We start from the raw sequence: 13,951 nt of genomic DNA on the forward strand, positions 1-13,951 counted from the left end.
GCCGAAAGACGGCTCAGGGCGTTCTCAGTTTTGCTGCACTTGTAGCAACATGAGCTGCATGTCGCGATGTGTGGGTGGTGCTTGACGCGCTGCGCCGCCAGCATCCCCAGTTGTTGAAGCCGGCCGCGTGAGCGTGAGTCGACAAGTGCCGTTCAGGCGCAGCGAAAGCAGGTTCTCCCCTGCCTCGCTCCAGCAACGCAAACGCCATACATTGACCGCATGAAGTCCAGACGGGCTGCGCGCACCACCGCCACCCCTGGCGGACCCATCACGGCTCGCACGCCGCCCCCTTGACGCTCGGCGCCGCCGCACCCTGGCACAAGTTCGAGGTTGCAGCCTGACCATCGCGCTTGTTGCCGCTGCACCAGAGCGAGCCAGCCTGCACGCCCTCGGCCGTGATCGCCAGGCCCGAGCCCACCGCCGTCATCGTGTTGCGATCCAGGCCCACGGACTCGATGCTCCCCCTGACGGGCAAGCGCTCGCCGGCCGCGATACCGGTCGCGGCGCCGACGCGCACGCCAGCGCCCCGGGCCTTGTCGATGGTGTTGTTGCGTACCAGCACGTTGCGCACGGCCAGGTCCTGTCTGAGCACCGCGATCGCGGCCTCGTCCTTGAACAGCATGTTCTGCAGCTCGATCGCGCCGTGGCCCGTGAGGCTCAACGACTTCCACTTACCGCCGCGGTTGTAGCTCGGCTCGCTGGTCTGGATCTCGCGCAGCGTGTTGCCCTCGATCAGCGCGTTGTTCACGCCGAAGGTGAGGTACGAGGACTCGCGCGCCACCAGGATGCCGGCCGCCATCGGCGAGTGGGCCACCGTGTTGCCCTTCACCGTCGCGCCGTCCACGCCAAGAAGCGAGATGCCGCGCCCCCAGTACTGCCCCTGCAGGTCGTTGTTGGCCAGCACGATGTTCTTGTTAATGCCGGCGTCCTGCCGGGTGGCCCAGTCCTCGGCGGCCCTCTCTCCACTGGACTCGGCCGCCTTGCCGCCGACGTAGCTCACCACCGCCAGCATGTCGTCGCCGCTCTCGCGCACCTTGTTGGCCAGCACGCGCCCGTCGCGCGAGCCCGAGGTGATGTGGATGCCGTCGGCCAGCGATCGCTTGACCGTGTTCTCCGCCACCAGGAAGTTGTAGGCCTTGAAGAGGATGATCCCGGCGCTCGCCGCGCCGTTGGCTTCCGGCGAGTCGTCGGGGCCTGCGTTGGTGATCGTGTTGCCCTGGATCACCACGTTTTTCACCGGTGTGCGCTTGCCGCCGACGTCGAGGTACACGGCGATGCCGGCGCTCCACGGTGTGGACTGCCTCGAGGTGGTCACCGCGGTCTTGGTGAGGCGGTAGAGCCTGACGCCGTCGGCCTGGATCATGATGGCCTGGTCGCTCGGGTTGGTGGCATGGATCGTCGCGCCCGCGCCGTAGACCGTGACGTTCGGTCGCCTGATCGAAAGCCGCTTGCCGATGAGGTAGCGCCCCGGCTTGTCGAACACCAGCCACTCGCCCGGCGCCAGGCTGTCGAGCGCCGCCTGGATCTGCGCCGTGTCGTCCTCCGCGTCGTCGGCGCGCGCACCGAAGTCGCTGATCTTCCTGGCCGAGCCCGGCACCGCCGGCACGCCCGGCACCGTCATGCAGGCACCGTCGCCAGAGGCGGCCGCTGCCGCGGGCGACAGGAAAGATGCCGCCAGGCATGCGATGCAGGCCCCCCATGCTTTGTGCATCCCGCTTCTCCTTGATGGCGCCAGACGAGCAGCCATCATCGCCCGATCGCGTTCAGGCTCATACAGGTCGACGCACGAGCTTGAGTGGCCTCGTGCTCCCACACTGCTTGCGCGAGCAACGTGGTCTGCTCTGCGACAGCTACGAGGTGTCGCGGCAATGGTCGGCTATCGCCGGTGGACGCATCGCCCACGGCCAGGTGCGAATGCGTTGATGCGGATGCCTTGCACGCCGCGAGCGCCGCTCTACCTCGGCGGAGGTGGCATGGCGGACGAGTGATGATCGACGATCAGCCAGTCATTGCCGCGCTTCCTGTAGACGAAGCTGTAGCGCGCCGGGAGCGTCTTGGTCTCGCCGTCGCGCACGTAGGAGAAGGTGTAGTAGCCGCTGTTGATGGCCGTGTCGCCGTAGATCCGGATCTTCTGCTCGCCGAACGTGACCTTGTGACCCGGCAGCGCCTTGAAGGCGCGCTCGAAGTAGCCTCGAATCGCCGGCTTGCCCACCGCGATGGTGGGTGAGAGGGTGCCCCACAAGATGCCGTCGTCGTCGTACAGCGCCAGGATCACGTCGGGGTTGTCGTCGACGAAGACGGCGGTCCACTTTGCCGCGGCAGCGGCGACGGCGTCGCGCGACACGGTGGCGGACGCAGCAGAATCCTGCGGCGCCACAGCACAGCCGGGCGCACCGGACAACAGGAACGCAGCCAGCAATACCGTGCCAACCACACCACCGAACCTGCCGGAAACTTGCTTGTTCATCTGATGTCTCCTGATCGTTGCCGCGCCATGCGGGCCGATGACATTGCGCCCGATCGGCGTCGCGGTCAACTCGGCGACGGGCGCGAGCAAGCCCACGGCGCCCGGAGGCACGCACCGGAGGTGCAGGCGCTCCGGCCCATCGTCCAACCCTGAGATCGCCGCCATGCACGAGTCCGCCCCCCGCACCCCCCTGATCCGCCTCTACCAGGACTGGCTGCGCGAGCAGCGCGGCCTGGTCTTCGACAGCTTCGAGGCGCTATGGCAATGGTCGGTCACCGACCTCGACGCCTTCTGGCAGAGCATCTGGGACTTCGGCGAGCTGCGCTCGCCCACGCCGCACACGGCGGTGCTGGCCGAGCGGCGCATGCCGGGGGCGGTGTGGTTTCCCGGCGCGCAGCTCAACTACACGCACCAGGTGCTGCGCCATGCGGAGGCGGCGCATGCCGCCGGGCAGCCGGCGATCGTCAGCGAGAACGAGCTGGGTGAAGTGCGCACGATGAGCTGGCCCGAGCTGCGGCGCCAGGTCGCCTCGGTCGCGCTGACGCTGCGCGCGCTCGGCGTGCGGCGCGGCGACCGCGTCGCGGCCTACCTGCCCAACGTGCCGGAGACGATGGTCGCCTTCCTGGCCTGCAGCAGCCTCGGCGCGGTGTGGAGCGTCTGCGCGCCCGACATGGGCACCGCCGCGGTGGCCGACCGCTTCAAGCAGATCGAACCGAAGGTACTGATTGCGGCCGACGGCGTGCACTACGGCGGCAAAGCCATCGATCGCAGCGCAGTGCTGCAGGAACTGCGCGGCCAACTGCCGAGCGTGCAGAAGCTGCTGCTGCTGAAGACGCCGTTCGCGGCCGCGGAAGTGGCGCACGACCTCGACTGGTTGCAGGCCGCCGGCCGCGACGATGCCGAGGTCGCCGCCTTCGAGCCCGAGTGGTTGCCCTTCGACCACCCGATCTGGATCGTCTACTCCAGCGGCACCACCGGCCTGCCCAAGGCCATCGTCCACGGCCAGGGCGGCATCCTGCTGAGCGCGGCGCTGAGCCAGATCCACTACGACGTCGGCGCCAGCTACGCCCCCAACAGCTTCGGCGAGCGCTTCCACTGGTACAGCTCGACCGGCTGGGTGATGTGGAACGCGCAGCTCGCCGGCCTGGCCTTTGGCGCCACGGTCTGCATCTATGACGGCAACCCGGCCGGCAGCAAGGAGCGGCCCGACTGGAGCGTGTTGTGGCGCTTTGCGGCGCGCCACGGCGTGAGTTTCTTCGGCGCCGGCGCGGCCTGGTACGCCAGCGTCATGAAGGCTGGCGTGCGGGCACTCGACTGTGGCTACCTCTCCCGCGTGCGCGTGCTCGGCTGCACCGGCTCGCCACTGGCCGAGGACGTGCAACGCTGGGGCACGGCGCAGCTGACCGATGCCGGCGCCAGGGACATCTGGTGGTGCAACATCTCCGGCGGCACCGACTTCTGCGGCGCCTTCGTCGGCGGCAACCGCGAGCTGCCCGAGGTGCCGGGCCAGATGCAGTGCCGCTTCCTCGGCGCCGCGGTCTATGCGTGGAACGAGAGCGGCGAGGCGGTGATCGACGAGGTCGGCGAGCTGGTCTGCACCGAGCCGATCCCTTCGATGCCGCTGCAGCTTTGGAACGACCCCGGCAACGCGCGCTACCTGTCGAGCTACTTCGACACCTACCCCGGCGTCTGGCGCCATGGCGACTGGATCAAGATCGGCCGCGACGGTGGCTGCGTGATCTACGGCCGCAGCGACGCAACGATCAACCGCCAGGGCCTGCGCATGGGCACCAGCGAGATCTACAGCGCGGTCGAGGCCCTGCCCGAGGTGCTCGACTCGATGGTGGTCGACCTCGAATACCTCGGTCGCGAAAGCTACATGCCGCTGTTCGTCGTGCTGCGGCCGGGCGTGGCGCTCGACGATGCGATGAAGCAGAAGATCAACGCCGCGATCCGCACGAGCCTGTCGCCGCGCTTCCTGCCCGACGAGATCTTCCAGGTCGCCGAGGTTCCGCGCACCCTCTCCGGCAAGAAGCAGGAGCTGCCGATCAAGAAGCTGCTGCTGGGCCAGCCGCTCGCCAAGGTGGTCAACAAGGAGGCCATGGCCAACCCGGGCTGCCTGGACTGGTACGAGCAGTTGGCGGCCAGCCGCAGCCGCGACGCGTCCGCGTCGTAGCGCGCGCGTCCGCGGTGCTGCCTTGTCGGCGTTGTCCGACAAGGATTCGACCCTTTGTCCGATCGATCGTGAGGGCTCCGGAAGCTACGGTTGGTTCATCCGCAGCTTTCATTGAAGGAGCCACGATGCGCACGAAACTCAATCCGATGATCCCGGCCGCGCTGGCCGCCGCACTCGCGCTCGGCATGGCCGCGTGCGAGCGCAAGGACGACCGGCAGACGGTCGGCCAGGCGCTCGACTCGGCGATGAACAGCGCCGAGCGCAAGGCCGACGAGGCCGGAACCAAGATGGCGCAGGCCATGGACGCCGGCACCGTCAAGCTCAAGGACGCCGGCATCACGACCGGCATCAACGCCATGCTGGCCGGCGATACCCGCCTGAGTGCGAGCAAGATCGACGTCGATACGACCAACGGCAACGTCACGCTCAGGGGCACGGCGCCCGACTCCGCGGCCCGGCAGCACGCCACCGAGGTGGCAGAGAAGGTCGACGGCGTGCGCTCGGTCAACAACCAGTTGCAGATCCGGCCCTGAACGCGGCCGCGCCGGCGCGCTGCCTCAGCCCGGTAGCGCGCCGGCGACGACGCCGTGCCGGTAGTCGCTCGGCGCCACGCCGAGATGGGCGCGGAAGACGCGACTGAAGTGCGCCATGCTCGAAAAGCCGAAGCTGAACGCGATGTCGGTGATTGAGCGTCGATCGTTGGCGCGGTCGTCGAAGCTCTTGCGGCAGGCCTCGAGCCGGCAGCGCAGGATGTAGCCGGCGACGCCGTCGGGCTCCTCGGCAAAGGCGTTGTAGAGCTGGCGCCGGCTGCAGTTGAGCGCGAGTGCGATGGCGTCGACCGCCAGCGCCGGGTCGCCCAGGTGCGCGCTCACGTGCTGCTTGATGCGCTCGCGCAGCGCCTCGCGCTGGGTGGCGGCGGTGCCGATGCCGGCCAGTTCCAGCATGGACAGGTGCACGAACTGCGTGATCGCGTCGCCCACCCCGCGCGCGGCCACCTCCGACATGCCGGGCAGCTCGCGGTAGGCGGAGCGCATGGTCTCGAGCGCCATCCGTGCCACGCCGCCGCTGCCGCCCAGGCGCCGCGCCAGCAGCGGGTCGAGCGAGATCCCGCGCTCGACCAGGCTCTGCTTGGGCAGCATCACGATCAGGTGTTCCACGCGCACCGGGTTGGCGACCGCGTAGCTCGCGGTGGTGTCGTAGAGGCTCCACTGGCCGGGCGTGACCCAGGCCTCGCGGCCCTGCTGCTCGACGCCGGCGCAGCCCACGTAGGGCGCGACGATCTTGAGGTAGCCGGTCTCGCCGGAGCGCGCCAGCGCGGCCGAGCGCAGCACGCGGTGGCGGTTGGCCTCGAGCCGCGTCAGCACCACGTCACCGGCGTGCAGCGTGCTCATGCGGCCGTCGAAGTCGGTGTCGCCGTAGAGGTCGGAACGCAGGCCGCTGAACAGCCGCGCGATGCACTCGGTCCAGAAGCCGACGCGCTCGGCGGCGGCGACCTGGTCGGTGTTGATCGAGCTGGCGGTGATGCCCATGGTGAAGACGCGCTGGCCGGCCGCGAAGCGGCCTTGGAATGCGAAGCCTATCGACCTGCCGGCCGCGGCTCAAGCGACCGAACCCGGACCGCGGGTAAGCCCCGAGCGGCGTGCACGGATCGTCAAGCGCGCGTGCATGCAGCGTCAAGCGCCAGCCACCGGCGCTGCCCAGAATGCGGGCACAGACCGGCGTCGTCAGCCGGCATCGTCACGACCGACCGACCACGGAGACAAGCCATGACCGCACGTCGCACCCCGCCCGCCGGCCTGATCAAGCGCCGCACCCTCGTCCAGGCCGCCGCCGTCGCCCCGGTGGCGCTGGCGCTGCCATCGATCGGCACCGCGCAGGCCGCGCCGGTGCGCATCGGCTACGCCATCGCGCGCACCGGCCCGTGGTCGACCGGCGCCCAGGTCAGCCAGGAGCCGAACTACCTGATGTGGGCCGAGCAGCAGAACGCCGCCGGCGGCTTGAGCGTCAAGGGCGTCAAGCGCCCGATCGAGCTGCTCAGCTCCGACGACCGCAGCGACATCGAGACCTGCGTGCGCACCTACGAGAAGCTGATGGGCAGCGACAAGGTCGACCTGATCCTGCCGCCCTGGGGCAGCAACGCCAACTTCGCGGTCGCGCCGCTGGCCACCCGCTTCGGCTACCCGATGCTGGCGCCGACCGCGCTGAGCCGGCGCCTGATCGAGATGAAGCTGCCCTACTTCTTCTCGCTGCTGCAGCAGCCGGCGCCGATGATGAATGCGCTGGTCGACATGCTCAAGGCCAATGGCGTCAAGTCGATCACTGCGATCTACGTGGACGACCTGTTCGGCATCGAGAACTACGCGGCGCTGAAGGTGGCGCTGCAGGGCACCGGCATCAGCCTGCTCGAGGACAAGAGCTACCCGCTCGGCGTCAAGGACCTGTCGCCGGTGCTGCGCTCGATGAAGGACAAGAACCCGGACGCCTTCGTCGGCCTGACCTACCCGCCCGACACCATCCTCGCCAGCAAGCAGGCCAAGGAGATCGGCTTCAACCCGAAGTACTTCTACGCCAGCGTCGGCACCGCGTTCCAGCTCTACCGCAACGTGATGGGCGCCGGCGCCGAAGGCGTGCTCGGCATGGGTTCGTGGAACGCCAAGAGCAGCCCCGGCGCCAAGGCCTATTTCGACGCCCACGTGGCGAAGTTCGGCGCGCAGAAGGAGCCCGATCGCTGGGCCAGCGGCGCCACCTGGGCCGGGCTGCAGATCATGACGGCGGCGGTCGCCAAGGTCGGCCTCGACCGCAAGGCGATCCGCGACTACGTGACGAGCGGCGACCACAACACGATCCTCGGCAAGATCAAGTTCGCCGGCAGCGAGAACGTCGGCACGCCGGGCAGCGTGAGCCAGTGGCAGAAGGGCGAGTTCGAGGTCGTGTGGCCCAAGTCGATGGCGACCGGCACGCTGGTGACGCCGAAGCCGGCGTGGGTCTGAGCCAGGGGATCCGTTGACCGCAGGTGCCTGGGCCGAACTGATCGCCTCCGGTCTCATCACCGGAGGCATCTACGCGCTGGTCGCGCTCGGCCTGAACCTGCAGTACGGGCTGATGCGCATCCTCAACATCGCGCACGGCGAGTTCCTGATGGTCGGCGCCTTCCTCACCTGGACGGCGCACACCATGCTCGGCATCTCGCCGCTGCTGATGGTGCCGGTCTCCTTCGCGCTGCTGATGGGGCTCGGGCTCGTGATCCACCGGCTCACCTTCCGCCGCCTCACGCGCACCAGCCCCAACCTCGATGTCTTCGAGGCACGCGGGCTGATGGCGAGCTTCGGCCTGATGTTCCTGGTGCAGAACTGCGCGCAGCTGCTGTGGGGCGGCGACCTGCGCGGCTATGACTTCCTGGCCGCGCCGGTGGCGATCGGCGGCGCGCAGTTCGCCGCCAACAAGCTGCTGCTGTTCGTGCTGGCGCTGCTGTTCAGCGGCGCGCTGATCCTGCTGTTGCGCCTGACGCTGCTCGGCAAGGGCGTGCGCGCGCTGATGCAGTCGCCGACCGGCGCGCAACTGGTGGGCATCGACACCGGACGCCTGCACCCGCTGATGTTCGGCATCGGCCTCGGGCTGTCGGGCGTGGCCGGCTGCCTGCTGTCGATGACGTACACGATCTCGCCGTCGATGGGCGAGCCCTACACCGTGACCGCGCTGATCGTCATCACGCTCGGCGGCTTCGGCAGCATGGCCGGCGCGCTGGTCGGCGGCCTCGCGCTCGGCGTGATCGAGGCGCTCGGCATGCACTTCACGAATCCCTCGCTGAAGTCGCTGCTGTCCTACGCCATCTTCATCGGCGTGCTGCTGTGGCGGCCGAACGGCTTGTTCGTGCGCAAATGAAAAGAGATCTGCTGATCCTGCTGGCGCTGGCCGGCTGGGCGCTCGCAGTGCCGCACTACGGCAGCGAGTTTGCCGTCTCGCTGGCGCTGACCTGCCTGATGTATGCCGCGCTGGCCACCAGCTGGAGCCTGTTCTGCGGCAGCACGCGCTACCTGTCGCTGGCGACCTCGGCCTTCTTCGGCATCGGCGCCTACGCCGGCGCGCTTGTGCTCGATCAGCTGCCGTGGCTGCTGGTGATCGCGCTCGGCGCCGCGCTGGCCGCCGGCGTCGCGCTGCTGATGGGCGCGGCGGTGCTGCACCTGCGCGGCACCTACTTCGCGGTGCTGACCTTCGGCATGACCGAGCTGATCCGCCATGCCGTGACCTACTGGGAGAAGCAGGTCACCGGCACCGTCGGCCGGGTGCTGCTCGAGGTACCCGAGCGCGACACGGTCTACCTGACGATGCTCGGCCTGGCGGTGGCGGCGCTGGCGGTGTCGATGGTGGTGCGACGCAGCCGCTTCGGCCTGGCGATGGCCGGCATCGGCGCCGACGAGCAGCGCGCCCAGACGCTCGGCGTCAACACCCGGCTCGTCAAGATCGGCGGCTTCACGCTGATCGCCGCCTTCGCCGGCGCGGTGGGCGCGACGATGAGCGTGCGCTGGACCTACATCGACCCGGCCACGGTGTTCAACCCCTTCATCGGCTTCCAGACCGTGCTGATCGCGCTGATCGGCGGCGCCGCGACGCTGTGGGGTCCGCTGATCGCGGCGGTGGTGTTCAGCCTGCTGGCCGAGACACTGCGGCTGCAGGCGCCGCAGGTCTACATGATCGCGCTCGGCCTGCTGCTGATCCTGTGCGTGCTCTACCTGCCGGGCGGGCTGGCCTCGCTGCGCCTGGGCACGCTGAGCGCGTGGTGGAAGGACCGGCGATGAACGGCCACCCGCTGCTCGAGGCGCGCGAGGTCACCGTCCGCTTCGGTGGGTTGACGGCGGTCGACGCGGTCAGTGCCGCCTTCGCGCCGGGCGAGCTGGTCGGCATCATCGGCCCCAACGGCGCCGGCAAGACCACCTTCTTCAACGCGCTATCGGGCGTGATCGTGCCGAGCGCGGGCGAGCTGTTCGCCGGCGGCGCCAGCCTGGCCGGCGCCGCGCCGCACCGCTTTGCGCAGCAGGGCATCGCGCGCACCTTCCAGACGCCGCGCGTCTTTGCCGAGCTGAGCGTGGCGGCCAACATCGACTTCGGCCTGCAGTTCGCCGGCCGCAAGCGCGAGGCGCCGCCGCTGCTCAAGGACGCGGGCACGATCCTCGATCTGATCGGGCTCTCGGCGCAGGCCGCGTTGCCCGCGGCGGCGATCACGCCCTCGCAGCAGCGCCTGCTCGAGATCGGCATGGCGCTGGCCACGCGGCCGCGGCTGCTGCTGCTCGACGAGGTCGCCGCCGGCCTGACCGAGGCCGAGGTCGAGGCGATGGCGCGCCTGATCCGCCGGCTGCGCGACGAGCTGGACCTGACCGTCATCTGGATCGAGCATGCGGTGAGCACGCTGCTGCGCCATGTGGAGCGCGTGCTGGTGCTGCACCAGGGCCGCAAGATCGCCGACGGCCTGCCGTCGGAGGTGGTGCGCAACGCCGAGGTGATCGAGGCCTATCTCGGCGACGAGATGGTGGAGCCGGCATGAGCGCGGCCGAGCTCAGGATCGAAGCGCTCGCCGCCGGCTACGGCGGCTTCCAGGTGCTGCGAGACCTCTCGCTCGAGGCGCGGCCCGGGCTCACCGTGATCCTCGGCCCCAACGGCGCCGGCAAGACCACGCTGCTGAAGGCGATCTCGGGCCTGATCCCGCGCGCCGGCGGCCAGGTGCTGCTCGACGGCGCCGCGATCGAGCCCGAGGCCAAGACCTCCGAGATCGTCGGCCGCGGCCTGGTACTGGTGCCGGAGGGTCGCCAGCTCTTCGGCCAGATGACGGTGACCGAGAACCTCGAGCTCGGCGGCTGGCTGGTGGCCAAGGCCGAGCGGGCCGAGCGCCTGCGGCAGGTGTTCAAGGATTTTCCGAAGCTCGCCGAGCGCGCCCGCCAGCTGGCCGGCACGATGAGCGGCGGCGAGCAGCAGATGGTGGCGGTGGCGCGCGCGCTGATGAGCGCGCCGCGACTGCTGATGCTCGACGAGCCCTCGCTCGGCCTGGCGCCGAAGATGGTCGACGAGCTGCTCGCGATCGCGCGCCGCATCGCCGACGCCGGCACCACGGTGCTGATGGTCGAGCAGAACGTGCGCAAGGCGCTCGCCGTGGCCGATCGCGGCTACGTGCTCGAGCGCGGCCGCCTGGTCGCCAGCGGCGCGGCCACGCTGTTGGCGCGCTCCACGGTGATCCGCCAGGCCTACCTCGGCCAGCCGGCCGCGACCGGCACGCCGAACACGAACTCAGCGACGAAGGAGTCCCCCATGTCCGACCTGTCCATGCTCATCAACGGCCTGTCCGTCACGGCCGAGCGCGGCGCCACGTTCGAACGTCGCAACCCGCTCGACGGCAGTGTGGCCACGCGCGCGCCGGCGGCCAGCGAGGCCGACGCGGTGCTCGCGGTCGAGACCGCGGCCGAGGCCTTCAAGAGCTGGAGCCAGACCGGCCCGACCGAGCGCCGCATGCTGCTGCTGAAGGCGGCCGACGCGCTCGAGGCCAGGACGCCCGCTTTCGTGCAGGCGATGGCGGCCGAGACCGGCGCCACCGGCATGTGGGCCGGCTTCAACGTGCACCTGGCGGCCGGCATGATCCGCGAGGCGGCGGCGCTGACCACGCAGATCAGCGGCCAGATCATTCCCTCCGACGTGCCCGGCTCGCTGGCGATGGGCATGCGGCAACCGGCCGGCGTGGTGCTCGGCATCGCGCCGTGGAACGCGCCGGTGATCCTCGGCGTGCGCGCGATCGCCACCCCGCTGGCCTGCGGCAACACGGTGATCCTCAAGGGCAGCGAGAACTGCCCGCACACGCACCGGCTGATCGTCGACGCCTTCCAGGACGCCGGCCTGCCGGCCGGGGTGCTGAACTACCTGACCAACGCGCCGGCCGACGCCGGCAAGGTGGTCGAGGCGATCGTCGCCCACCCGGCGGTGCGGCGCGTCAACTTCACCGGCTCGACGCGCGTCGGCCGGCTCATCGCGGCGACCTGCGCCAGGTACCTCAAGCCGGTGCTCTTGGAGCTCGGCGGCAAGGCGCCGCTGGTCGTGCTCGACGACGCCGATCTCGACGATGCGGTCAACGCGGCGGCCTTCGGCGCCTTCGCCAACTCGGGCCAGATCTGCATGAGCACCGAGCGCCTGATCGTCGACAGCAAGATCGCCGACGACTTCGCGGCCCGCTTCGTCAAGAAGGCCAGGGGGCTGCCGCTCGGCGACCCGCGCAAACCCGAGCCGGTGGTGCTGGGCTCGGTGATCGGCATGGGCACGGTCGAGCATTGCAACGCGCTGATCGACGACGCGCTGGCCAAGGGCGCCAAGCTGCTGTGCGGCGGCAAGGCCGACAGCACGCTGATGCCGGCCACGATCCTCGACCACGTGAAGCCCGGCATGCGCGTCTACGCGGAGGAAACCTTCGGCCCGCTCAAGTGCATCGTGCGGGTCGACGGCGTCGAGGCGGCGGTGGCCTGCGCCAACGACAACGAGTACGGGCTGTCGGCGGCGGTCTTCGGCCGCGACATCGCGCGCGCGCTGAACGTGGCGCGCCGCATCGAGTCCGGCATCTGCCATGTCAACGGGCCGACCGTGCACGACGAGGCGCAGATGCCCTTCGGCGGCGTCAAGGGCAGCGGCCTCGGCCGCTTCGGCGGCATGGCCGGCGTGCACGAGTTCACCGAGCTGCGCTGGGTCACGCTGCAGACGGCGCCGCGCCACTATCCGTTCTGAGCACGGCCCGGGTAGCTCATTTCCCGGCGCGCAGGCAGCGCATCTCGGTTGCGCCGTAGCCCCAGCGGATCAGCGCCTGGCCTTGATGCTCCCAGAGGCTTTCGTTGCGGCCCTCGTAGCGGGCGCCGCTGGCGCTGGGCTGCAAGACCATCAGCGAGGTGGCGTCGCCGCGCTCGGCCACCAGCGTCGGAGGCTCGGTCGCGAAGAAGGTGGCGAGTACCTCGTTGGCCGCATCGCCATTGCAGACGAAGCGCACCGGGCCGACGCCCGGCAGCAGCCGGTAGCGCGCCTGCAGCTCGACGGTCCGCAGCCGGTAGCTGGTCTCGACGCAGGCACGCTGGTCGCTGCTCCGCCAGCAGTCGTCGCGTCCCTTGACCCAGCCGCGCTGCTCGGCCTTCAGCATCGGCGGCCGCTCGTCGACCGCTGCCTTCGTGGCCTGCGCGTAGACCTGGGCCAGCTTGCGATCGAGCTGCGCGAGGCCGGGATCGCCGCAGACCAGTGCGGCCATGCTCTCCGCGGCGACCTTGGCGCAATCGAAGGACGGCCCCTCGGCCGCCCCGGCCGCCCCTGCGGCGAGGAGCCCGAGCATCAGCACTGCGGCAGCCCACGCCGGATGCGACGGACGCGCGAGGTGTGGCTTCAAACGGCGGACTCCTTGGCGTACGAGGATCTGCCCGGATGATGCATGGGCTGCCGCGGCGCACGCTCATAATTCGGCCCACAACAACGGGAGATCGCCATGGCCAAGGGTCAACAGCGCAGCAACAAGGAAAGCAAGAAGCCGAAGAAGGACAGCGGCCCGTCGAAGCCGGTCTCGCCCGGCGCGGTGACGCCCACCGTGGTGACGGTGGTGCCCGACCGCAGCAAGAAGAAGTGAGCTCGCCCGATGGCGCGGGCGCCTCGCAAACCCTCGCCGTCATCGACTTCGAGACCACCGGCATGTCGCCCGGCATGGGCGCACGTGCCACCGAGATCGCGGCGGTGCTGGTGCGCAACGGCCAGATCGTCGGTCGCTACCAGAGCCTGATGCGCAGCGGCGCCTGGGTGCCGCCGTTCATCACCCAGCTCACCGGCATCAGCAACGCGATGCTCGAGGCGGCGCCGGCGGCTGCAGAGGTGATGCGCGAGGTCGGCGAGTTCATCGGCGACGCACCGCTGGTGGCGCACAACGCGGCCTTCGACCGCGGCTTCTGGCGCGCCGAGTGCGAGCGCGCCGATGTTGCGCCGCCGCCGGTCGACTCAGGCTTTGCCTGCACGCTGCTGCTGGCGCGCCGTTTGTACCCGGAGGCGCCGAACCACCGGCTCGGCACGCTGAAGGCCTTTCACGAGCTGCCCGACGCCGGCCGTGCCCACCGCGCGCTGGCCGATGCCGAGGTCACCGCACACCTGCTGCTGCGCATGCAGCGCGACGTGGAGCGCCGCTTCGAGGACCAGATCGGCGAGGAAGGCGCGACCCATGCGCTGTTGCTCAAGCTGCAACGCGCGCCGCGCCAGCGCCTGGGCGACTGCGTGCGGGCGCATCGTGTCGTCTGCGCGGCGTAGCCGCGCACGCGATC

13 protein-coding genes and 1 pseudogene are annotated in these 13,951 nt (G+C 70.0%); 10 read left to right on the forward strand and 4 right to left on the reverse strand.

What is annotated here, in order from left to right; all coding sequences use genetic code 11:
* Positions 1-268: 268 nt before the first annotated feature.
* Together EV670_RS08180 and EV670_RS08185 are read right to left on the reverse strand one after the other, a co-directional pair.
* Positions 269-1,711: a right-handed parallel beta-helix repeat-containing protein gene (locus EV670_RS08180; RefSeq protein WP_165393269.1), complete on the reverse strand. Its 1,443-nt coding sequence runs from the start codon at positions 1,709-1,711 to the stop codon at positions 269-271.
* A gap of 243 nt (positions 1,712-1,954) precedes the next feature.
* Positions 1,955-2,632 (reverse strand): SgcJ/EcaC family oxidoreductase, encoded by a 678-nt coding sequence (locus EV670_RS08185; RefSeq protein WP_130431347.1) that lies wholly within the window; start codon positions 2,630-2,632, stop codon positions 1,955-1,957.
* Here EV670_RS08185 and EV670_RS08190 point away from each other — a divergent pair.
* Complete coding sequence (locus tag EV670_RS08190; RefSeq protein ID WP_130431348.1) at positions 2,631-4,643, forward strand: acetoacetate--CoA ligase; 2,013 nt, start codon at positions 2,631-2,633, stop codon at positions 4,641-4,643. The genes EV670_RS08185 and EV670_RS08190 overlap by 2 nt on opposite strands.
* 125 nt (positions 4,644-4,768) lie before the next feature.
* Positions 4,769-5,176 (forward strand): BON domain-containing protein, encoded by a 408-nt coding sequence (locus EV670_RS08195; RefSeq protein WP_130431349.1) that lies wholly within the window; start codon positions 4,769-4,771, stop codon positions 5,174-5,176.
* A 24-nt stretch (positions 5,177-5,200) separates the two neighbouring features.
* On the opposite strand, the gene EV670_RS08200 is transcribed toward EV670_RS08195, so the two are convergent.
* Entirely contained in the window at positions 5,201-6,172 is a 972-nt protein-coding gene (locus EV670_RS08200) for an AraC-like ligand-binding domain-containing protein (RefSeq protein WP_130431350.1), read from the reverse strand.
* Between the two features lie 237 nt (positions 6,173-6,409).
* Here EV670_RS08200 and EV670_RS08205 point away from each other — a divergent pair, with 237 nt between their 5' ends.
* From EV670_RS08205 to EV670_RS08225, 6 genes and pseudogenes are all read left to right on the forward strand, one after another.
* On the forward strand, positions 6,410-7,633 hold the full coding sequence (locus EV670_RS08205) for an amino acid ABC transporter substrate-binding protein (protein WP_130431351.1): 1,224 nt from the start codon (positions 6,410-6,412) through the stop codon (positions 7,631-7,633).
* A 13-nt stretch (positions 7,634-7,646) separates the two neighbouring features.
* Positions 7,647-8,525, forward strand: coding sequence for a branched-chain amino acid ABC transporter permease (locus EV670_RS08210; protein WP_130431352.1), 879 nt, complete (start codon positions 7,647-7,649; stop codon positions 8,523-8,525).
* The gene (locus tag EV670_RS08215; RefSeq protein WP_130431353.1) at positions 8,522-9,439 is read left to right on the forward strand and encodes a branched-chain amino acid ABC transporter permease; all 918 of its coding nucleotides are present in this window, start codon (positions 8,522-8,524) and stop codon (positions 9,437-9,439) included. Before EV670_RS08210 ends, EV670_RS08215 begins: the two co-directional genes overlap by 4 nt.
* Positions 9,436-10,182 (forward strand): ABC transporter ATP-binding protein, encoded by a 747-nt coding sequence (locus EV670_RS08220; protein WP_130431354.1) that lies wholly within the window; start codon positions 9,436-9,438, stop codon positions 10,180-10,182. Before EV670_RS08215 ends, EV670_RS08220 begins: the two co-directional genes overlap by 4 nt.
* Positions 10,179-10,661: pseudogene (locus EV670_RS18820) on the forward strand (ABC transporter ATP-binding protein); the annotation flags it as partial. The gene EV670_RS08220 and the pseudogene EV670_RS18820, both read left to right, overlap by 4 nt.
* Positions 10,662-10,940: 279 nt before the next feature.
* Positions 10,941-12,395 carry an aldehyde dehydrogenase gene (locus EV670_RS08225; protein ID WP_242616902.1) on the forward strand — a complete coding sequence of 485 codons (1,455 nt, stop codon included), beginning with the start codon at positions 10,941-10,943 and terminating at the stop codon, positions 12,393-12,395.
* A gap of 16 nt (positions 12,396-12,411) precedes the next feature.
* Here the strand turns inward: EV670_RS08225 and EV670_RS08230 are convergent, their stop codons facing one another.
* Entirely contained in the window at positions 12,412-13,038 is a 627-nt protein-coding gene (locus EV670_RS08230) for an MliC family protein (RefSeq protein WP_207225028.1), read from the reverse strand.
* A 96-nt stretch (positions 13,039-13,134) separates the two neighbouring features.
* Here EV670_RS08230 and EV670_RS18660 point away from each other — a divergent pair, with 96 nt between their 5' ends.
* Positions 13,135-13,272 (forward strand): hypothetical protein, encoded by a 138-nt coding sequence (locus tag EV670_RS18660; RefSeq protein ID WP_165393270.1) that lies wholly within the window; start codon positions 13,135-13,137, stop codon positions 13,270-13,272.
* The gene (locus EV670_RS08235; RefSeq protein WP_278044413.1) at positions 13,269-13,937 is read left to right on the forward strand and encodes a 3'-5' exonuclease; all 669 of its coding nucleotides are present in this window, start codon (positions 13,269-13,271) and stop codon (positions 13,935-13,937) included. The genes EV670_RS18660 and EV670_RS08235 overlap by 4 nt, the downstream gene beginning before the upstream one ends.
* The last annotated feature ends 14 nt before the right edge of the window (positions 13,938-13,951 follow it).

Source organism: Rivibacter subsaxonicus (assembly GCF_004217215.1).
Taxonomy (GTDB): Bacteria; Pseudomonadota; Gammaproteobacteria; order Burkholderiales; family Burkholderiaceae_C; genus Rivibacter; species Rivibacter subsaxonicus.

What these genes read in the sequence shown, in the direction of transcription:
- EV670_RS08180 (WP_165393269.1), bottom strand. Translation starts at nt 1,711, where the DNA reads ATGCACAAAGCATGGGGGGCCTGCATCGCATGCCTGGCGGCATCTTTC.
- EV670_RS08190 (WP_130431348.1), top strand. Translation starts at nt 2,631, where the DNA reads ATGCACGAGTCCGCCCCCCGCACCCCCCTGATCCGCCTCTACCAGGAC.
- EV670_RS08185 (WP_130431347.1), bottom strand. Translation starts at nt 2,632, where the DNA reads ATGGCGGCGATCTCAGGGTTGGACGATGGGCCGGAGCGCCTGCACCTC.
- EV670_RS08195 (WP_130431349.1), top strand. Translation starts at nt 4,769, where the DNA reads ATGCGCACGAAACTCAATCCGATGATCCCGGCCGCGCTGGCCGCCGCA.
- EV670_RS08200 (WP_130431350.1), bottom strand. Translation starts at nt 6,172, where the DNA reads ATGGGCATCACCGCCAGCTCGATCAACACCGACCAGGTCGCCGCCGCC.
- EV670_RS08205 (WP_130431351.1), top strand. Translation starts at nt 6,410, where the DNA reads ATGACCGCACGTCGCACCCCGCCCGCCGGCCTGATCAAGCGCCGCACC.
- EV670_RS08215 (WP_130431353.1), top strand. Translation starts at nt 8,522, where the DNA reads ATGAAAAGAGATCTGCTGATCCTGCTGGCGCTGGCCGGCTGGGCGCTC.
- EV670_RS08220 (WP_130431354.1), top strand. Translation starts at nt 9,436, where the DNA reads ATGAACGGCCACCCGCTGCTCGAGGCGCGCGAGGTCACCGTCCGCTTC.
- EV670_RS08225 (WP_242616902.1), top strand. Translation starts at nt 10,941, where the DNA reads ATGTCCGACCTGTCCATGCTCATCAACGGCCTGTCCGTCACGGCCGAG.
- EV670_RS18660 (WP_165393270.1), top strand. Translation starts at nt 13,135, where the DNA reads ATGGCCAAGGGTCAACAGCGCAGCAACAAGGAAAGCAAGAAGCCGAAG.